General features: G+C 75.4%; 16 protein-coding genes and 3 tRNA genes. 4 read left to right on the forward strand and 15 right to left on the reverse strand.

Annotated features, from left to right (window positions below):
* Positions 1-86: 86 nt before the first annotated feature.
* The 5 genes from ABT345_RS02870 to ABT345_RS02890 form a co-directional block, all read right to left on the reverse strand.
* Positions 87-677 carry a histidine phosphatase family protein gene (locus tag ABT345_RS02870; RefSeq protein ID WP_345083855.1) on the reverse strand — a complete coding sequence of 197 codons (591 nt, stop codon included), beginning with the start codon at positions 675-677 and terminating at the stop codon, positions 87-89.
* Positions 674-1057, reverse strand: coding sequence for a thioredoxin (gene trxA, locus ABT345_RS02875; protein WP_030286841.1), 384 nt, complete (start codon positions 1055-1057; stop codon positions 674-676). Before trxA ends, ABT345_RS02870 begins: the two co-directional genes overlap by 4 nt.
* Before the next feature lie 367 nt (positions 1058-1424).
* Positions 1425-1498 (reverse strand) — tRNA-Ile (locus ABT345_RS02880).
* A 179-nt stretch (positions 1499-1677) separates the two neighbouring features.
* A tRNA-Asn gene (locus ABT345_RS02885) sits at positions 1678-1750 on the reverse strand.
* Between the two features lie 5 nt (positions 1751-1755).
* Positions 1756-1828: transfer RNA gene (locus ABT345_RS02890), tRNA-Asn, on the reverse strand.
* Positions 1829-2089: 261 nt separating this feature from the next.
* On the opposite strand from ABT345_RS02890, the gene ABT345_RS02895 reads away from it, so the two are divergent.
* Together ABT345_RS02895 and ABT345_RS02900 are read left to right on the forward strand one after the other, a co-directional pair.
* Positions 2090-2389, forward strand: coding sequence for a YtxH domain-containing protein (locus ABT345_RS02895; RefSeq protein WP_345083858.1), 300 nt, complete (start codon positions 2090-2092; stop codon positions 2387-2389).
* A gap of 82 nt (positions 2390-2471) precedes the next feature.
* Positions 2472-3956 (forward strand): FGGY family carbohydrate kinase, encoded by a 1485-nt coding sequence (locus ABT345_RS02900; RefSeq protein ID WP_345083860.1) that lies wholly within the window; start codon positions 2472-2474, stop codon positions 3954-3956.
* A gap of 4 nt (positions 3957-3960) precedes the next feature.
* On the opposite strand, the gene ABT345_RS02905 is transcribed toward ABT345_RS02900, so the two are convergent.
* The 7 genes from ABT345_RS02905 to ABT345_RS02935 all read right to left on the reverse strand — a co-directional run bounded on the left by ABT345_RS02905 (position 3961) and on the right by ABT345_RS02935 (position 13732).
* Positions 3961-5124, reverse strand: a complete 1164-nt coding sequence (locus tag ABT345_RS02905) for an RNA polymerase sigma factor (RefSeq protein ID WP_417833406.1) — start codon at positions 5122-5124, stop codon at positions 3961-3963.
* A gap of 563 nt (positions 5125-5687) precedes the next feature.
* Positions 5688-7595, reverse strand: a complete 1908-nt coding sequence (gene dnaG, locus ABT345_RS02910; RefSeq protein WP_345083863.1) for a DNA primase — start codon at positions 7593-7595, stop codon at positions 5688-5690.
* 48 nt (positions 7596-7643) lie between these two features.
* Positions 7644-8666, reverse strand: coding sequence for a pyridoxal-phosphate dependent enzyme (locus tag ABT345_RS02915; protein ID WP_345083865.1), 1023 nt, complete (start codon positions 8664-8666; stop codon positions 7644-7646).
* A gap of 9 nt (positions 8667-8675) precedes the next feature.
* Positions 8676-9938 (reverse strand): NAD(P)/FAD-dependent oxidoreductase, encoded by a 1263-nt coding sequence (locus tag ABT345_RS02920; RefSeq protein WP_345083867.1) that lies wholly within the window; start codon positions 9936-9938, stop codon positions 8676-8678.
* Positions 9939-10200: 262 nt separating this feature from the next.
* Positions 10201-11589 (reverse strand): deoxyguanosinetriphosphate triphosphohydrolase, encoded by a 1389-nt coding sequence (locus ABT345_RS02925; protein WP_345083869.1) that lies wholly within the window; start codon positions 11587-11589, stop codon positions 10201-10203.
* Complete coding sequence (locus tag ABT345_RS02930; protein ID WP_345083871.1) at positions 11586-12503, reverse strand: sirohydrochlorin chelatase; 918 nt, start codon at positions 12501-12503, stop codon at positions 11586-11588. Before ABT345_RS02930 ends, ABT345_RS02925 begins: the two co-directional genes overlap by 4 nt.
* Before the next feature lie 218 nt (positions 12504-12721).
* Positions 12722-13732 carry an adenosine deaminase gene (locus ABT345_RS02935; RefSeq protein WP_345083873.1) on the reverse strand — a complete coding sequence of 337 codons (1011 nt, stop codon included), beginning with the start codon at positions 13730-13732 and terminating at the stop codon, positions 12722-12724.
* Between the two features lie 217 nt (positions 13733-13949).
* On the opposite strand from ABT345_RS02935, the gene ABT345_RS02940 reads away from it, so the two are divergent.
* Positions 13950-14630, forward strand: a complete 681-nt coding sequence (locus ABT345_RS02940) for a SanA/YdcF family protein (protein ID WP_345083875.1) — start codon at positions 13950-13952, stop codon at positions 14628-14630.
* Between the two features lie 199 nt (positions 14631-14829).
* Here ABT345_RS02940 and ABT345_RS02945 read toward each other — a convergent pair whose 3' ends face one another.
* Together ABT345_RS02945 and cutA are read right to left on the reverse strand one after the other, a co-directional pair.
* Positions 14830-15888, reverse strand: a complete 1059-nt coding sequence (locus ABT345_RS02945) for a trypsin-like serine peptidase (RefSeq protein WP_345083877.1) — start codon at positions 15886-15888, stop codon at positions 14830-14832.
* A 1-nt stretch (position 15889) separates the two neighbouring features.
* Positions 15890-16246: a divalent-cation tolerance protein CutA gene (cutA, locus tag ABT345_RS02950; protein WP_345083879.1), complete on the reverse strand. Its 357-nt coding sequence runs from the start codon at positions 16244-16246 to the stop codon at positions 15890-15892.
* A gap of 616 nt (positions 16247-16862) precedes the next feature.
* Between cutA and ABT345_RS02955 the strand changes: the two genes are divergently transcribed.
* A complete protein-coding gene (locus tag ABT345_RS02955; RefSeq protein WP_345083881.1) occupies positions 16863-17243 on the forward strand; it encodes a cupin domain-containing protein in 381 nt (126 codons plus the stop codon).
* A 41-nt stretch (positions 17244-17284) separates the two neighbouring features.
* Here the strand turns inward: ABT345_RS02955 and ABT345_RS02960 are convergent, their stop codons facing one another.
* On the reverse strand, positions 17285-18073 hold the full coding sequence (locus tag ABT345_RS02960; protein WP_345083883.1) for a TSUP family transporter: 789 nt from the start codon (positions 18071-18073) through the stop codon (positions 17285-17287).
* Positions 18074-18308 lie beyond the last annotated feature (235 nt).

Here is an 18308-nt window from a genome sequence, read left to right on the forward strand (position 1 = left end):
CGCCCCGTTCGAGGCCCGGCCCGCCCTTCCTCGAACATGCCTACCGGGCAACGCCGCCGGTCACGGCCCGGCCGGGCGCATCAGGGCTACCGGGCGTTCCACGCCACCACGGCGGGCCGGTCGTGCTCGGTGCCGAGGATGCCGACGGCGCCGGTCCCGAACGTGAACAGCGCCCCCGCGGACGGCGGCAGGCCCAGCCTGCGGGCGGTGAGCACCCGCAGGAAATGCGCGTGCGCGACGAGCGCGACGTCCCCTTCGTCCGCGTCCAGCAGCGGCAGCACCCGCGACAGCACCGCGTCCGCGCGGGCCCCGACCTCCTCGGGGGACTCCCCCGGATGCCCGTCGGGCCCCGGAACGGTGCCGTCGGTGAAGAGGAACCAGTCCGGCCGCTCCCGCTGGATGTCCGGCGTCGAGACGCCCTCGTAGCCGCCGTAGTCCCATTCGCGCAGGCCCTCGTCGGTCCGCGCCCCTTCCAGCCCGGCCAGCTCCGCGGTGCGCCGTGCCCGCGCCATCGGGCTGACGCGGACGGCGGCGATCCGCCGGCGGGCGAGGAGGGGCCGCAGGGCGCGGGCCTGCTCCTCGCCCTCGGCGGTGAGCGGCAGATCCGTCCAGCTGGTGTGCCGGCCGTTCCTGCTCCACTCGGTCTCGCCGTGCCGGATCAGCAGCAGCTCGCTCACTTCTCCTGCGCCTGCTCGGCCTGCTGCGCCTCGGCCACCGAGGCGCGGACCTCGTCCATGTCCAGACCGCGGGCCTGTCCGATGACGTCCTCCAGGGCGGCCTCCGGCAGCGCCCCGGGCTGGGCGAACACGGCGATGTTGTCGCGGACGATCATCAGCGTGGGGATCGACTGGATCTGGAAGGCCTGGGCCAGCTCCGGCTGCGCCTCGGTGTCGACCTTGGCGAAGACCAGGTCGTCGTGCTTGTCGGAGGACCGCTCGAAGACCGGACCGAACTGCTTGCACGGGCCGCACCACTCGGCCCAGAAGTCGATGAGGACGAAGTCGTTGCCGGAGACGATCTCGTCGAAGTTGTCCTTGGTCAGCTCTACGGTGCTCATGCGGGCTCCCTGCTTGCGGTTCTGTACGTGAATGTCCGGTCCGTATCCAGCTGCGGCAACGGGATCGCCCCGCACCGTATTCCGCACGCCGGACCGTCCCGCTCCCCTGCCCAGGGCGCGGCGTCCTAGACATCCCGGTGGCACGCGGTTGACGTGGCGCGCAGCACACCCGGCGGGCGCCCTCCGAAGGCCGATGTGGCGGGCGCCCCGCCGCCGATCGGGCGGCGCCCCGGAGGCGTTCGGGTGCCACCGGGCGGACGCGGGCCGCGCCGGGGATGCCGCGCCCCGCGTATGCATAGAGTGAGGGCCCGCACAGCGAACTGTGCGGGCCCTCATTACGTGCCTCCCAGGCAAGGCGCCTGGCCTGTGGGGCGGGTGGGGCTCGAACCCACGACCGACGGATTATGAGTCCGCTGCTCTGACCGGCTGAGCTACCGCCCCCACACGGCGCGCCGCGCACATTTGTGCGCGCCGTCTGCCGCAGCATAGCCGCTCATACGATCTGTTGCCCGTGTGGGCTGCAGTCCGGCGACCGTGCACGGTCAACAGGACTTCACCCACGCGGCTTTCGGTTCCCCGCACATGGAAAAGGACCCCTTTCGGGGTCCTCTCCGGTGTTGCTCCCCCGACTGGACTCGAACCAGTAACCCTCCGGTTAACAGCCGAATGCTCTGCCAATTGAGCTACAGGGGATCGCGCTCCCCCGACTGGACTCGAACCAGTAACCTGCCGGTTAACAGCCGGCTGCTCTGCCAATTGAGCTACAGGGGAATGCTGCGGGTGCCTCGAATGCTTCGTCGACCGGATCTCCGGACGGCGTGCGCTCGCTGCGACACATACATTAGCGCAAGCAGGGGGGTGCTCCGCCAATCGGTATCGCCACAGGTGATCACCGGCCCCGCAGGGCAGGCGCGCGGCACAGCCCACAGGTCCGGTGCACCGGCACCGGACGCGACCGGACGCCAGCGGCGGACGGCGCCTCGGGGCCCCTCCCCGGCGGGCGCTCCGCCGACGACAGGAAAGGGTGGAGCGATGCGCTACCGGCTCACGTTCATCGCGGGACTGGCCGTCGGATACGTGTTCGGCACGCGGGCCGGACGGGAGCGGTACGAGCAGCTGCGCAAGGCGGCCCGGCGGGTCGCGGAGAACCCCGCGGTCCGCAACACCGCCGAGACCGCCGCGCTGGGCGGCCGGCAGGCGGCGACCAAGGCGTTCGACAAGGTTTCGGCCAAGGTCGGGGACCGGATGCCGCAGTCGGTCACCGACCGGGTCCGTTCGCTGCGTGAGCAGCGCGCCTCCGACGAGGACGACTGGGGCACGAGCAACACCTGACGGGCGCGCGCCCGTTCCCCGTGGCGGCCGTCGTAAACCCTGACGCGTCCCGGGCCCGCCGGATGGGGCATCATCTGGGGCCATGGGGAAAGTCGCCGGGTTGGACAGTTCTTCCGAATGCACACGGATCGTGGTCTGCGATACCGATACCGGTGCCGTCATCAGGCGGGGGTACGCGCCGCACCCCGCCGAGAAGGGGCCCGAGGTCGACCCTCAGGCGTGGCTGATGTCACTGGGTGAGGCCGCCGGGAACGGCCTGCTCGAAGGCGTCCAGGCGATCGGGGTCTCGGCGCAGCAGCACGGGCTGGTGCCGCTGGACGCCGAGGGCGGGCTCGTCCGGCCGGCGCTGGTGGGCAACGACAAGCGGGCGCAGAGCGCCGCGGCCGATCTCGCGGACTCGCTCGGCGGACGGGCGGCGTGGGCGCAGGCCGTCGGAGCGGTGCCGCAGGCGGCGCACCCGGTGACCAAGCTGCGCTGGCTGGCGCGGAGCGAGCCGGCGAACGCCGCCCGGATCGCCGAGGTCATGCAGCCGCACGACTGGCTGGCCTGGCAGCTGCTGGGCCGCCCGGCACGGCGGACGACGGACCGCGGCGGCGCCTCGACCACCGGATTCTGGTCGGCCGCCGCCGAGGCGTACCGGCCGGACCTGGTGGAGCTGGCGCTCGGGCACCAGGTGCGGCTGCCGGAGGTGCTGCGCCCCTGGGGGACCGCGGGCTTCACCCCGGAGGGGCTGCTGATCTCCGCCGGTACGGGCGAGACGATGGCGGCGGCGTTCGGGCTCGGCGTGGGCGTCGGCGACGCGGTGATCTCGCTGGGCGCGTCGGGTTCGGTCTTCAGCATCCATCACGAGGCGCTGGTCGACGCCGAGGGCACGATCACCTCGTTCGCCGATGCGACCGGCCGTCATCTGCCGGTGGTGCACACCAGCAACGCGGTACGGGTGCTGCGCGGCACCGCCGAGATGCTCGGGACGGACCTGGAGGGGCTGTCGGAGCTGGCGCTGCAGTCGACGCCCGGCGCGTACGGCATGGTGCTGCTGCCGTATCTGGAGGGCGAGCGGACGCCGCATCTGCCGCACACCGCGGGGTCGTTGCACGGGATGCGCCGGGAGAGCATGAAGCCGGAGCATCTGGCGCGCGCCGCGGTCGAGGGGATGCTCTGCGGGCTCGCCGACGCGCTGGACGTGCTGCGCGGCCGGGGCGTGACGGTGCGCCGGGTGTTTTTGCTGGGCGCGGCGGCGGAGCTGACCGCGGTGCAGGCGGTGGCGCCGGCGCTCTTCGGGGTGCAGGTCGTGGTGCCGCAGCCGGCCGAGTACGCGGCGCTGGGCGCGGCGCGGCAGGCGGCGTGGGCGCTCGGTGCGGCGCACGGCACGCTGCCCACCGCCGAGCCGGGCGGCCCCGCGGAGCCGCCGCAGTGGCCGGCGGCCGCCAGCCAGATCTTCGAGCCGGGCGAGGAGCTGCCGGTGGGGCAGGCGGTGCGCCAGCAGTACGCGGCGGTGCGGGACGAGACCTACCCGGGGGCGTTCGCCGCGGCGGCACCCGCGGCGGCGTTCGTCCCGGAGGGGTGACGGGTCAGTCGAGGTAGCCGCGGAGCTGGTCGGCGTAGGCGTGGTCGCGGAGCTTGCCGAGGGTCTTGGACTCGATCTGGCGTATCCGCTCACGGGTGACGCCGAAGAGCCGGCCGATCTCCTCCAGGGTGCGGGGCCGGCCGTCGACGAGTCCGTAGCGGAGCTGGACGACGCGGCGTTCGCGTTCGCCGAGGGTGGACAGGACGGCGTCGAGGTGTTCGCGGAGCAGGAGGAAGGCGGCGGATTCGGCGGGTGAGGGGGCGTCGCCGTCCTCGATGAGGTCGCCGAAGGAGACGTCGTCCTCCTCGCCCACGGGGGCGTGCAGCGATACCGGTTCCTGGGCGAGGCGCAGCACCTCCGCGACGCGTTCGGTGCTCAGGCCCAGCTGGGCGGCGATCTCGTCGTGGGACGGTTCGCGGCCGGTCTCCTGGAGGATGCGGCGCTGGGTGCGGACCACGCGGTTGATCAGCTCGACGACGTGCACCGGGACGCGGATGGTGCGGGCCTGGTCGGCGAGGGCGCGGGACATCGCCTGGCGGATCCACCAGGTGGCGTAGGTGGAGAACTTGAAACCGCGGGCGTAGTCGAACTTCTCGACGGCGCGGATCAGGCCGAGGTTGCCCTCCTGGACGAGGTCGAGCATGGTCAGGCCGCGGCCGAGGTAGCGCTTGGCGACGGAGACGACGAGGCGGAGGTTGGCCTCGATCAGGCGGCGTTTGGCCATCCGGCCGCGGACCACCAACGTGTCGAGGTCACCGGCGAGCCGGGAGCCGAGGTCCGGGGTGCGGGCCAGCTTCTCCTCGGCGAAGAGGCCGGCCTCGACGCGACGCGCCAGCTCGACCTCGTCGGCGGCGGTGAGCAGCGGGATGCGGCCGATCTCGCGGAGGTACTGACGGAAGAGGTCGGCGGACGGGCCGGCCGTCTCGGGGCGCGGCGGCGTCCCGGGGGCATCGTCCGGCTCGTCCTCGGGGGCGGCGGCCTCCGGGTCGTCCGGGAGGTGTCCGGCGTCCGGCGGGGTGGCGCGGGCGGGGCCGGTGGGCTGTGCGGGGACGCGGAACGGGCGGGGGCCGACGGGGCCGCGGGCCGGGGCCTCCTCCCCCTGCGGCAGGGTCGTCCCGGTCGCGGCCTGCGGGGCGCCGGGCGCCCCGGGGAGGATCTGGCTCTGCACAGGGACGACCTCCAGGAGATTCGCTGCGCGGGCGGCAGGGTCCGGGAGCGGCGGCGGGCCGGCCGCCGTACCGCGAGTGGCCGCGGGCGGGAAGCGGGTGCGCGGGAGCGGATGGGGCGCGGCGGGCTCGCGCACCGCTTCTCAGTGTGGAGTACGACACAGGGCTGCCACGAGGGGCGTGCGAGCACTTTCTGAGTTCGTTCCGTTACCGTCCGGCTACGCCGGGGCGTCGGGCGGAGCGCGGCGATCGGGTGTGCGGGGCGCGGGGGATTCCTGGGACCGGCGGGGCGGAGCGGGGGCCGGAAACGGCTGGAGACGGCCGGGGAGAGGGGCGGAGGCGAGCCCGGAGCGCGTACCCGGGCCGGGCGGGGCGGGAGGCGGGAGCCGGGGCCGTCGGGAGGGCTGCCGGAACGGCACCGGGCCGGGCACAGGCGGCCTGCGGGGGCGGTCGGAGCAGGAAGCAACGCCGGGCGGGGTGGAGCCGGGCCCTGGCAGCCGGGACGGCGGCCGGCGCGGCACGGTGGCGCCGGGGCGGGCGCGCGCGGAGCCCGCCCCGCCCCGGGCTACAGCGCCGCGTACCCCCGGTCGCGCAGGGACTGGCCGTACTGCTGGAGGACCCAGAGTTCGTTCTGGACGGCGGCGAGGTGTTCCGGGTCGGCGCGGGGGCCGAGGCGTTGGAGGGTGCCGCGGATCTCGGTGACGCGTTGGTTGACGGCGGCGAGGCGGACGGCGACGAGCTGGACGCCCGCGTAGGCCTCATCCGGGTCGCGGCGGGTGTGCAGCGGCTCGACGATCAGCTCGGTGACCAGGGCGCGGACGGTGTCGTCGGGCGCGGCCTCACGGACCCGCTGGACGTAGCCGTCGTCGTGCGCCGCGGCGCCTCCGGCGTCCTCGATGCAGCGGCGGACCACGGCGTACGGCGGGGCGGTGAATTCGTCGATGCCGTAGGCGTCGAAGGCCGGGGAGACCAGGTCGGGGCGTTGGAGGGCGAGCTTGAGGAGTTCGCGCTCGACGCGGTGGGCGGGGCTACGGAGGTTGAGCGCGGGGCCGCGCAGGCCGGGAGGCGTCTCGGCGGCGGGCGCCGGGGCCTGGCCGCGGGGGGCCCGGCGGGGCTGGTCGGCGCCGCCGTCGCGGCCGCGCTCGCGGGCCCAGCGGGCGAGCTGGGCGACGCGGCGGACGACGAACTGGGTGTCGAGGATGCCGAGCAGCCCGGCCAGCTGGACGGCCACCTCGTGCTGTGCGCCGCTGTTCTTGATGCGGGCCACGACGGGCGCCGCCTCGTCCAGGGCGGCGGCGCGGCCCGCGGGGGTCTCCAGGGCGTAGCGGCCGACGATCTGGCGGAGGGCGAACTCGAAGAGCGGGGTGCGGGGTTCGACCAGATCGGCGACGGCGGCGTCGCCCTTGGCGAGGCGCAGTTCGCATGGGTCCATGCCGTCGGGGGCGATGGCGATGTAGGTCTCGGCGGCGAACTTCTGGTCGTCCTCGAAGGCGCGCAGGGCGGCCTTCTGGCCCGCGGCGTCGCCGTCGAAGGTGAAGATCACGCGGGCCGAGCCGTTGTCCATCAGGAGCCTGCGGAGGATCTTGATGTGGCCCTCGCCGAAGGCGGTGCCGGAGGTGGCGATGGCGGTGGTGATACCGGCGAGATGGCAGGCCATGACGTCGGTGTAGCCCTCGACGACGACCGCGCGGGAGGTCTTGGCGATCTCCTTCTTGGCCAGGTCGATGCCGTAGAGGACCTGGCCCTTCTTGTAGATCGGCGTCTCGGGGGTGTTGAGGTACTTGGGGCCGTTGTCGTCGTCGCGGAGCTTGCGGGCGCCGAAGCCGACGACCTCACCGGAGATGTCGCGGATCGGCCACATCAGACGGCCGCGGAAGCGGTCGATGGGGCCGCGGCGGCCGTCCTGGGAGAGACCGGAGAGGATCAGCTCCTTGTCGGTGAAGCCGCGGCCGCGCAGGAAGCGGGTGAGGTGGTCCCAGCCGGCGGGGCTGTAGCCGACGCCGAAGTGCTGGGCGGCGGCCTGGTCGAAGCCGCGCTCGGCGAGGAAGCGGCGGCCGATCTCGGCCTCGGGCGAGTCCAGCTGCTCGATGTAGTAGGCGGCGGCGGCCTTGTGCGCCTCGACCAGGCGGGTGCGCTCGCCCTGCTGGCGGCCGGGGGCGTAGCCGCCCTCCTCGTAGCGCAGGGTGATGCCCGCCTGAGCCGCGAGGCGCTCGATGGTCTCGGCGAAGGAGAGGTGGTCGATCTTCATGATGAAGTCGACGGTGTCCCCGCCCTCCTGGCAGCCGAAGCAGTGGTAGAGCCCCTTGGCGGTGCTGACGTGGAAGGACGGGGACTTCTCGTCGTGGAACGGGCACAGGCCCTTGAGATTGCCGCCTCCGGCGTTGCGGAGCTGGAGGTATTCGGACACGACGGCGTCGATCGGGACCGCGTCCCGCACCGCCTTCACGTCGTCATCGTTGATCCTGCCTGCCACGCATGAATTCTACGGCCGGGCGCCGACAGTCCCGTCCGGGCGGCCGGGTCAGGTGACGTCGGGGGCGTCGCCCATGATCTCCAGGAAGCGGTCGAGGGCGATGTTGCCGCCCGAGACGATGACGCCGACGCGCGGCGGAAGCGCGTCGATGCGGCCGCTGAGCAGGGCGGCGAGGGCGCAGGCGCCGCTGGGCTCGGTGACGATCTTGAGGCGCTCGAAGGCGAACCGCATGGCGGCACGGATCTCGTCGTCGGTGACGAGCGCGACGGAGTCGAGGAGCCGCCGGTTGATCGCGAAGGTCAGCTCGCCGGGTGTCTCGACGGCCTGTCCGTCGGCGATGGTGCGGGGCACGGGGACGGCGACGCGCTCCCCGGCGGCCAGCGAGCGCGCGGTGTCGTCGCCCGCCGCCGGCTCCACGCCGATCATGCGGATGCCGGGGACGAGGCCGGTGGCGGCGGTGGCGCAGCCCGCCATCAGGCCGCCCCCGCCGACGGGCGCCAGCAGCGCGCCGAGCGGCCCGGTCTCCTCGATCAGCTCCAGCGCGGTGGTGCCCTGACCGGCGATGACGTCCGGGTGGTCGTAGGGCGGGACGAGGGCCAGCCCGCGCTCCGTTGCCAGTGCGCGGCCCAGGGCGGTGCGGTCGCCGGTGTAGCGGTCGTACGTGACGATCTCGGCGCCGTAGCCCGCGGTGGCCGCGCGCTTGGAGCGCGGGGCGTCCTCGGGCATGAGGATGACGGCGGTGGTGCCCAGCTCACGGGCGGCGAGGGCGACGGCCTGGGCGTGGTTGCCGGAGGAGTAGGCGGCGACGCCGCGGCGGCGCTGTTCGGGGGTGAGGCGGGCGACGGCGTTGTAGGCGCCGCGGAACTTGAACGCGCCGACGCGCTGGAAGGACTCGCACTTGAGGTGGACCTCGGCGCCCACCAGCGCGTCCAGGGTGCGCGAGCGCAGCACCGGGGTGCGGTGGGCGACGCCCGCCAGCCGGGCCGCGGCCTCCCGGACGGAGTCGAGGGTGACGGCCGCGGGGCCGGCGGGCGGGGTGGGGCCGCTGGGGCCCGAGGGGCGAGCGCTCATGGCGGCACGCTACGGGAGCAGGCTCTCCAGCGGAACCTCCGGATCGGCCAGGGCGGCGGGGTCCAACGGGTGACCGGAGCGGATGAGTTGCTGGATCGGCCCGGAGACGTCCCAGACGTTGACGTTCATCCCGGCGAGCAGCCGCCCCTCGGCCAGCCAGAAGGCGATGAACTCGCGCTTGGCGACGTCCCCGCGGCAGACGACCTGGTCGTACGAGCCGGGCGGGGCGTAGCCGGAGTACTCCATGCCGACGTCGTACTGGTCGGAGAAGAAGTACGGGACGCGGTCGTAGGAGACCTCCTGGCCGAGCATGGCGCGGGCGGCCGCCGGGCCGCCGTTGAGGGCGTTGGCCCAGTGCTCGACGCGGATGCGGGTGTCCAGGAGCGGGTGGTCGGCGGCGGCGACGTCGCCCGCGGCGTAGATGTGCGGGTCGGAGGTGCGCAGCGCCGCGTCGACGGCGATGCCGCCGCCCGTGGAGCTGTCGGCGAGGGAGAGTCCGGCCTGTTCGGCGAGGGAGGTGCGGGGGGCGGCGCCGATGGCGGCGAGGACGGCGTGGGCGGGGTGTTCCTCGCCGTCGTCGGTGCGGACGGCGAGGACCATGCCGTCCTGGCCGACGATCTCGGTGAGGCGGGCACCGAAGTGGAAGCGGACGCCGCGCTCGCGGTGCAGATCGGCGAAGAGGTCGCCCAGTTCGGGGCCGAGGACGGTGTGCAGCGGCGTCGGCTCGGTCTCCACGACGGTCACCTCGGCGCCGTAGGAGCGGGCCGCGGCGGCGACTTCGAGGCCGATCCAGCCGGCGCCGGCGATGACGAGGTGGCCGTTGTCGCGGCCCAGGGAGGTCAGGACGCCGCGCAGCCGCTCGGCGTGGGCGAGGCGGCGCAGGTGGTGGACGCCGGCGAGACCGGTGCCGGGGATGTCGAGGCGGCGGGGTTCGGCGCCGGTGGCCAGCAGCAGCTTGTCGTAGACGATCACGGTGCCGTCGCCGAGGCGCACGGTCCGGGTGTCCGGGTCCAGGCGGACGGCGGGCTGGCCGAGGTGGAGTTCGATGTCGGCGCCCGCGTACCAGGCGGGTTCATGGACGAAGACGCTGTCGCGCTCCTCCTTGCCGAGCAGGTATCCCTTGGACAGCGGCGGGCGTTCGTACGGGTGGTCGCGCTCGTCGCAGATGAGGATCACCCGTCCGGTGAAGCCCTCCGCGCGGAGGGTCTCGGCGGCTTTCGCGCCGGCCAGGCCACCCCCGACGATGACGAACGTCTGGTGTGCTTCGACCACTTGCTTCCTCCTCGTTGTCGGTGCCGTACGTCCGCTTCCGCGGCCGTGCACGTCGCCGATCGTTCCCCCGCTGTTCGGTCCCCCGATTACGCTCCCCCGTTCTCCGTCCTCGTTACCGTGTTCCGCGGCCGGGTACCGGTGCGGGTGTCGCGCCCGGCGACACCCGCGTGGTGTCCGCGCACCGCCCGCGCGGTCCGAGCCTCCCGCACGGCGGGGGCGGACGGAAGGGTCCGGTCCGGTGCGGCGCGTCCCGGTGGCGCGTTCACGGCGTTCCGGGGGCGCGGGTGAGGCGGGCGTGGAGGCTGCGGGCGGAGGCGTCGGTGAGGGCGGCGATCTGGTCGATGACGACGCGCATCCGGGCGGTGTCGCCGGCCGTGGCCCCGGCCGTTTCGAAGAGTGACCGGAACTGCGGGTCGAGGCCGTCGGGGGCGCGGCGCAGCAGGGCCTCGGCGAGTTCGGTGAGGACGACGCGCTGGTCGGCGCGGAGCGCCTCCTGGTCGGGGCGCTGCATGACGTAGCGGTCGGCGACGGCCTTGAGGACGGCGCACTCCAGCCGGGTCTCCTCCGGGACGACGAGGCAGGCGCCGTACCGGGTGAGGCGGCCGGTGCCGTACGCGGCGCGGGTGGCGGTCTCGGCGGCGGTGCAGAAGCGGCCGATGAGCTGGCTGGTGGCGTCCTTGAGGCGTGCCTGGGCGAGGGCGGAGCCGTCGTAGCCGTGCGGCCACCACTCCTGGTCGAGGAGGCGGTCGAGGGCGGCGGCGAGTTCGGCGGGGTCGGCGCCGGGGGCGTAGCGGCGGGCGGCTACGGCGAAGATCTCGGCGCGTTCGGCGTCGGCGAGCAGGAGGTTGGGGTCGAGGTGGCCGGCGTGCAGGCCGTCCTCGACGTCGTGGACGGAGTAGGCGACGTCGTCGGACCAGTCCATGACCTGGGCCTCGAAGCTGCGGGCGGCGGCGGGGGCACCCTGGCGGAACCAGGCGAACACCGGCAGGTCGTCCTCGTAGACACCGAATTTGGGCGAGGTGGGGTCGGTGGGGTGGCCGCCCCGGGGCCAGGGGTACTTGGTGGCGGCGTCCAGGGCGGCGCGGGTGAGGTTGAGGCCGACGGGGACGGGCGTGCCGTCGGCGGTGGTGCGGAACCGTTTGGGCTCCAGGCGGGCGAGGAGGCGGAGCGACTGGGCGTTGCCCTCGAAGCCGCCGCACGCCGCCGCGACCTCGTTGAGCGCCTGTTCGCCGTTGTGCCCGAAGGGCGGGTGGCCGAGGTCGTGCGCCAGACAGGCGGTTTCGACGAGGTCGGGGTCGCAGCCGAGGGCGGCGCCCAGCTCGCGGCCGACCTGGGCGCACTCCAGGGAGTGGGTGAGACGGGTGCGGGGGCTGGCGTCCCAGCGGTGGGTACCGGCGCCGGGCGTGACGACCTGCGTCTTCCCGGCGAGGCGGCGCAGCGCGGCGGAGTGCAGGACGCGCGCCCGGTCGCGCTGGAAGGCGGTGCGGCCGGGGCGTTTGTCCGGTTCGGCGACCCAGCGTTCGGTGTCCGCCGGGGCGTAGCCGGGGGTGGCGGACGGCTGACCGGACGGCGCACGGTGGCCCGGGTGCGCCCCGGCGAAGTCCTCGCAGCCGGTGCCGTTACGGCCGGTGTGTGCAGGAATGCCCGTCATACCGCGACGGTAGCCGCCCCGGCGGGGTACCGGGCGGAGGTGTCGCGTCCGGCAGCATTCCGGCCGGTGGCGGCCGGTACGGCGGCGGCGCGGGCCTCGTCGTAGCGGTGCAGCAGGAGGCGGGCCAGGGCCGGGTGGTCGCCCAAGGGGGCGGCGGCGGTGTCCGGGGCGTCGGCGGCGCACCGGGCGGCGAACCGTCCCGGTGCGGTGAAGCAGCCGGCCACGGCGATCCGGCGGTGCCCCCGGGCGGCGAGGTCCCGGACCGCCGCGGTGACGGTGGGCGCGGCGGCGGAGGCGTAGGCGGGGACGACGGGGAGGCCGCCGAGCCGGGCCGACAGGAGCGCGGCGACGGCCTCGGTGCCGGCGGCGGAGCGCGGGGCGCGGGAGCCGGCGGCGGCGAGGACTACGGCGGTGTGGGCGGGGCGGCCGGGTGCGGCGTACCGGGTGAAGCCGGCTTCGGCGAGGCGGCCGTGCAGCGCCTCGGCGAGCAGCGGATGCGGGCCCAGGGGCGCGGCGATCTCGCCGTCCAGGTGCGGGGCGGCGGCGAGGGCGGCGGGCAGGTCGTGGGTGACGTGGTGGCCGTGGGCGAAGAGCAGCGGGACGAGGACGGCGCCGCCGCGCAGCCCGGTGAGGGTGTCGGCGAGCAGCGGCCGGTCGAGCCCGAGGTGGCCCAGGCGGACGGGCAGTCCGGGGCGGAGCGCCCGGACCCGCGCCAGCAGCGCGCGGACGGCGGGCAGGGCGCGCGGATCGCGGCTCCCGTGGGCGACGGCGACGAGCGCGGGCACGCCCCGGCCCGGCCGGCCGCCGTCGGGACCCGGCCGGCCCGGGCCCGGCCCGTCGAAGCCCGGCCCGTCGGCCTCGTACGGGGCGGTGCCGGGCGGGCTGAGCGGGGTGCGCAAGCGGGACGCCGTCATGCGGCGAGGGTGCCGAGCGGGCGTTTCGGGGGTGTTTCCCGGCGGGGAACGGGCGGTAACCGGGGGCGCCTTGGGCGGGGAGGGGGCGTGAGAGGGGCGGGGGCGGCCGGGTGGCAACGGCTGAGGGCGGTCTGCGCGTGGCGGGGGCCGGCCCTCGTCGTCACCCGGTGCGGGGGCCCGGTCCGCAGTTCACGGCCGGGCCCCGGCTGCCCCGGTGGCTAGCCCTGGTGGGCGTCGACCTCCTTCAGGTACTTCTCGCGGGTCGCCTCGTCCAGGAAGGCGGCGCGGAAGGAGTTGCGGGCCAGGGTGCGCAGGGTCGCGTCGTCCAGGTGGAGGGCGTCGCGGACGGCGGTGAAGTTGTCGTCGGCGTAGCCGCCGAAGTAGGCGGGGTCGTCGGAGTTGACGGTGACCAGCAGACCGGCGTCGAGCATCGCGGGCAGCGGGTGGTCGGCGAGGTCGTCGATGACGCGCAGCCGGACGTTGGAGAGCGGGCAGACGGTCAGCGGCAGCTGCTCGGCGGCGAGGCGGGCCACCAGCCGCTCGTCCTCCATGCAGCGCACGCCGTGGTCGATGCGGTCCACGCCGAGGATGTCCAGCGCCTCCCAGACGTACGCGGGCGGGCCCTCCTCACCGGCGTGCGCGACGCACTTGAGCCCCGCCTCGCGGGCCAGCGCGTAGACCTCGCGGAACTTCGACGGCGGGTGGCCGACCTCGGCGGAGTCGAGGCCGACGGCGGTGATGCGGTCGAGGTGCGGGCGGGCCGCCTCGAAGGTGGCGAGGGCCGATTCGGCGCTCTCGTCGCGCAGGAAGCACATGATCAGGCGGGTGGTGATGCCGTGGCGCTCCGGCGCGGCGTCGAGCGCGCGGGCCAGGCCGTTGATCACGGTGGCGAGGGGGACGCCGCGGGCGGTGTGGGCCTGCGGGTCGAAGAAGATCTCGGCGTGCCGGACGCCCTGCGCGCGGGCGCGGGTGAGGTAGGCGTCGGCGAGGTCGTGGAAGTCGTCCTCGGTGCGCAGGACGGCCATCAGCGCGTAGTAGAGGTTCAGGAACGACTGCAGGTCGGTGAAGGAGTAGGCGCTGCGCAGCTCCTCGCGGGAGGCGTACGGCAGGGTGACGCCGTTGCGCTCGGCGAGGGTGAAGGCCAGCTCGGGCTCCAGGGTGCCCTCGATGTGGAGATGCAGTTCGGCCTTGGGGAGCGGGGCGGGGGCAGCGGGCGGGGAGGAGGGCACGGTCACACCTGTTCTGCGGTACGGATCGGTGGTCGGTCGGTGGATTCGCCCAGGTTAGCGGGGGTGAGCGGGGAGTGCGGGCGGCGGGCCGGGCGCCGTCGGGCGGGGCGCGCGGCCGTGGCTTCCGAGCGGGCCCGCTGCAACCGTGCCGGGGCGGTGTGCGTCGCTGCCGGTGACGTGCGGGCCGGGTCCGGCCCCGGGGAGCGGAGGAGCGGGGATGCGGGGGCCGAGGGGACGGATGAGGTGGCGGCTGCCGCGGACCCGGCGGGGGCAGCGGCGCGTCTACCAGGTCGTGGTGGCGCTGACCGTCCTGGCGCTGGCCCCGGCGACCTGGCTGAACGTCTCCGCGGGGCCGCGGGTGCGGGCGCTCGACGAGGTGCCGCGCGCCCCCGTGGCGGTGGTGTTCGGGGCGGGCCTGTGGGACGGCGAGCCGTCGCCCTATCTGGCGGACCGGCTGGACGCGGCGGTCCGGCTCTACCGGCACGGCACCGTCCGGGCGGTCCTGGTGACCGGCGACCACGGGCGGACCGACTACGACGAGCCGGACGCGATGCGCCGCTATCTGGTGCGGCACGGCGTTCCGGGGCGGCGGATCGTCGGGGACCACGCCGGTTTCGACACCTGGGACTCGTGCAGCCGGGCGCGCCGGATCTTCGGCGTGCGGCGGGCCGTCCTGGTGAGCCAGGGCTTCCACATCCGGCGGGCGCTGGCGCTGTGCTCCGCGGCGGGGATCGACGCGTACGGCGTGGGCGCGGCCACCCCGCACGATGTGACCTGGGTGTACGGCGGCGTTCGGGAGATCGCCGCGGCGGCAAAGGCGGCGGCCGACGCGGCGCTGCGGCCCGATCCGACCTTCCTGGGGCCGCGGGAGCGGGGGCTGGCGGAGGCGGTGCGGTAGGCCGTGGGGCCGGCCCTGGGGCGAACGGTCGGCCACCCCGGGGGCGGGCCCGGCCGGGTGCCCCGGGAGACGCCGGGCCGGCCCGCTCCGGGACGGTGGCCCGGCCCGCCCCGGGGAGCCGCGGCCGGGCCACCGTCCCGGGGCGCGCGGGCGGCCGTCCCGGAGGCAGGCACGTGGCCGGGCGCCCCGGGGCGTCCGCTCAGCCGCTGATCGCCCGCAGGTAGAGCGCGAGGATCTCCGCGCCGTAGTAGGGGCTGTAGGAGGTGCGGTCGGCGTGCGGGCCGTTGGGGCCGCCGCCGTTGAGGCCGCCGATGTTGCCGATGACGCGGCCGGTCCTGGTGCGCTCGTCGAAGTGGGTCAGCCAGGGGCTGCCCGAGGTCCCGCCGTGGAACCCGTTGCACTGCATCCGGAGTTGGCGGTACCCGTCGAGCCGCTTGGTGCGGGTCTCGCAGCGCACGGCGCGGTCCTTGGGGTCGTTGCGGACGCTCGGGTAGCCGATGACGGTGACGTCGTTGGTGTAACCGGGCGTCGGGGTGAGGGTGTTGCCCCCGGTGAGCGACTCGACGGAGCGGCCGCGCCGGTCGGGGGCGACGGTGGCGAACGCGAAGTCCAGGTTGGAGGCCGCACCGGTGGTGCCCTGCCCCGGGTACTGGAACGACTTGGTGATCGCCCACACCCCGTACGGCTGGGTGGTCGCCCCGGAGCGGTACTTGGGGACGAACGCGGCGCGCGTACCGGGCTTGCAGTGGCCGGCGGTGAGCAGGAGGTTGCGGCGCGGGCTGGCGACGACGCTCGCGGTGCAGTAGTGCGCGCGGGCGTCCTTGTCCACCGAGAAGAGGACGCCGACGGACGGGATGCCGTCGATGTGCCGGGCGGTGGGCACGGACGCCGCGGCCGGGGCGGCGGACGAGGTCAGCACCGCCGGGCCGCCCGCCGCGGCGCCACGGGGCAGCGCCGCGGCCATCTTGGCGGGTGTCCAGAAGTCGGCGGCCGCGGCGGCCGTCCACGAGGCGGCGGCCGAGGTGACGCTGATCCTGGGCGGGTGGCCGTCCCCGGTGGCGGACGGCCGCGGGGCGGCGGCGGGGGTGCCGTCCCCGGGGACGGCGGGTGCCGCGTGTCCTTGGGGGCGGTCGTCGGGGGCGGGGGCGGTGCCGGCCTGGCTGGCGGTGGCGGTGGTCAGCCAGACGGTCAGGCCGAGGCCCGCGCCGAGCGCGGCCGCGACCGCCTTCCCGCGGTGCTTCCTGCCGTGTCGTCGCATGTCAGCGGGTCTCCTTGGCGATCCAGTCCAGATAGTCCGCCGAGCCGCGCACCACGGGCGTCGCGATGATCTCGGGGGTGTCGTAGTCGTGCGCCGCCCGGATGTGGGCCTCCAGCGCGTCGTAGCGGGCCTCGGTGGTCTTGAAGAGCACCTGCACCTCGCGGCTGGTCTCCACGGCGCCCGCCCAGCGGTAGACGGACGTCACCGGGGCGCCGACCTGCGCGCACGCCGCCACCCGCGCCTCGATCGCCCCACGCGCCAGTTCCTGCGCCTTCGCCTCGTCGTCGGTGGTCGTCAGCACGGTCAGACAGCGGGCCGGCCCCTCGGCGGGGGCCGGGGGCTCGTACGGGTCGGTCACGGAGGTGCACCTTTGCGGGTCGGGCGGGCCGGCCGGGGTGATTCCCGGTCGGAACGGTTCAAGGCGGGACGATTCCCGGGAGGAGAGGCCGAGTTGATCTCCGGACGGCATGGTACGGACGCCGACGATCACCGGGGAACGGAACGGCGGCACGGACCGGGGCCGCGCGCGGGTGGAACGGAGGCACGGGGCACGGGCCGGGGCGGGTGACCGCGGAAGCGCGCCCCGGCCGTTGCCCGTGAGCGCGGGGCGCGCGGGCGCGGTACGGGCGCCGGGGCGCGCGGGCGCGGAGCGGGAGCGGGAGGGCGCCGACCTGGGGCGGCCGGGGCCGGCGGCGGGCGCCGGGGCGTGCACGGCCCCTCGGGGGCGCCCCTTACGGGCCCGGCCCCGCCCGGCCCCGCCCGGCCCCGCCCGGCCCGGCCGCCCCGCCGCGTCCGCCCCTCGGCCCGGCTTGCGCCCGGCGTACCAGCGGCCACGATGGAACGGGAGGGACGGCTCACGGCCCGCCCCGTGGGCCGGGGCACGGCCCGGCCCATCCGGGAGGCTCCACGACCGGCGCGGCCCGGAGCCCGGACATCGGTACGGCCGGCGGGCGGCGGAAAGGGCAGGGCTCGGCATGGACAGCGACGTCAACGACCTCAGGGACCTCGTCCGCGACCGGCTCGACGACGCCCGTGCCTCGGCGCACGGCCGCAGCGCCCATCTGTTCCTGCACGACGGGCCGCTGCGGCAGACCGTGATCGCGCTGCTGGCCGGCCGCGCGCTGGAGGAGCACAACGCCCCGCCCGCGGCCAGCCTGGAGGTGCTGCACGGCCGGGTCCGGCTCACCGCGCCGGGCGGCAACCGCGAACTGGTCGCCGGGCAGATCGCCCGCATCCCCCAGGAACGCCATGCGGTGCACGCCGTCGAGGACGCGGCGTTCCTGCTCACCGCCGTCACCGCCGTCCCGGAGACGCCCCGCCCGGCCCCGGCGGGCTCGGCGACGGCGCAGGGGTGACCCGGCCGGCACGCCCCGGTGGGTGACCCGGGCGCGGCCCCTCAGGCCCCGAACCACTGGTCGTACGCCAGCTTGCACAGGAGGGCGGCGACCACGACCACCAGGACGCCGCGGACGAAGCCGGCGCCCCGCTTGAGCGCCATCCGGGCGCCCAGCATGCCGCCGGTGAGGTTGAACAGGGCGAGGACCGCGCCGAGTTGCCACAGGATCGCGCCCTGGAGGGCGAAGACGGTGAGCGCGCCCACGTTGGTGCAGACGTTGACGATCTTGGCGGTGGCGGAGGCGGCCACCAGGTCCATGCGGAGCACGGCGGAGAGCGCGACGATCAGGAACGCGCCGGTGCCGGGCCCGATCAGCCCGTCGTAGAAGCCGATGCCGAGGCCCGCCAGGAGGATCGCCGCCACCACCCGGCGCAGGGTGACCGGGCCGGACGGGGCGGACGCGGTCCCGAAGGACGGGCGCAGGAGGACGAAGGCGAGCACGCCGAGGAGGATCACCATGATCAGCGGGCGCAGCACCGCGCTGTTGATCCCGGCGGCGAAGAAGGCGCCGCCGAGCGATCCGGCGAGGGCGGCGAGCCCGATCCGCAGCGCCGTCCGCAGATCTACGGGCGTCTTGCGGACGTAGGTCACGGCGGCGGCGGTGGTGCCGACGACGGCCGCGGACTTGTTGGTGGCCAGGACCTGGACGGCGGGCGTGTGCGGCAGGCCGACCAGCAGCGCGGGGAGCATCAGCAGCCCGCCGCCGCCCACGACGGCATCGATCCAGCCCGCGGCGAGCGCCGCCAGGCAGAGCAGGGACAGGACGGTGAGGGATATGTCAGCGGGCACCGGCTGATCTTACGAACGCGGCGGCCGGCCGCCCGCGTTGCCGCCCCACGGCCCCGGCCACCCGCATTACCGGCCTACGGCCCCGGCCGCCCCGTGGCCCCGGCCGCCCCATGGGCGACGCCCCCTCACACCCCCGTGCCCCGCCCGCTGAGTGCAGCGTTCCGTACGGGAAACAGGCAGGACCCCCGCGGGTAACAGCGGCGGCGGACGCTGAACGCCGCCCGTTCCGCCGTTG

This window comes from Streptomyces sp. NPDC000404 (assembly GCF_040300365.1).
Lineage (GTDB): Bacteria > Actinomycetota > Actinomycetes > Streptomycetales > Streptomycetaceae > Streptomyces > Streptomyces ramulosus.

What these genes read in the sequence shown, in the direction of transcription:
- trxA (WP_030286841.1), bottom strand. Translation starts at nt 1,057, where the DNA reads ATGAGCACCGTAGAGCTGACCAAGGACAACTTCGACGAGATCGTCTCC.
- ABT345_RS02895 (WP_345083858.1), top strand. Translation starts at nt 2,090, where the DNA reads ATGCGCTACCGGCTCACGTTCATCGCGGGACTGGCCGTCGGATACGTG.
- ABT345_RS02900 (WP_345083860.1), top strand. Translation starts at nt 2,472, where the DNA reads ATGGGGAAAGTCGCCGGGTTGGACAGTTCTTCCGAATGCACACGGATC.
- ABT345_RS02915 (WP_345083865.1), bottom strand. Translation starts at nt 8,666, where the DNA reads ATGAGCGCTCGCCCCTCGGGCCCCAGCGGCCCCACCCCGCCCGCCGGC.
- ABT345_RS02925 (WP_345083869.1), bottom strand. Translation starts at nt 11,589, where the DNA reads ATGACGGGCATTCCTGCACACACCGGCCGTAACGGCACCGGCTGCGAG.
- ABT345_RS02930 (WP_345083871.1), bottom strand. Translation starts at nt 12,503, where the DNA reads ATGACGGCGTCCCGCTTGCGCACCCCGCTCAGCCCGCCCGGCACCGCC.
- ABT345_RS02940 (WP_345083875.1), top strand. Translation starts at nt 13,950, where the DNA reads ATGCGGGGGCCGAGGGGACGGATGAGGTGGCGGCTGCCGCGGACCCGG.
- ABT345_RS02945 (WP_345083877.1), bottom strand. Translation starts at nt 15,888, where the DNA reads ATGCGACGACACGGCAGGAAGCACCGCGGGAAGGCGGTCGCGGCCGCG.
- ABT345_RS02955 (WP_345083881.1), top strand. Translation starts at nt 16,863, where the DNA reads ATGGACAGCGACGTCAACGACCTCAGGGACCTCGTCCGCGACCGGCTC.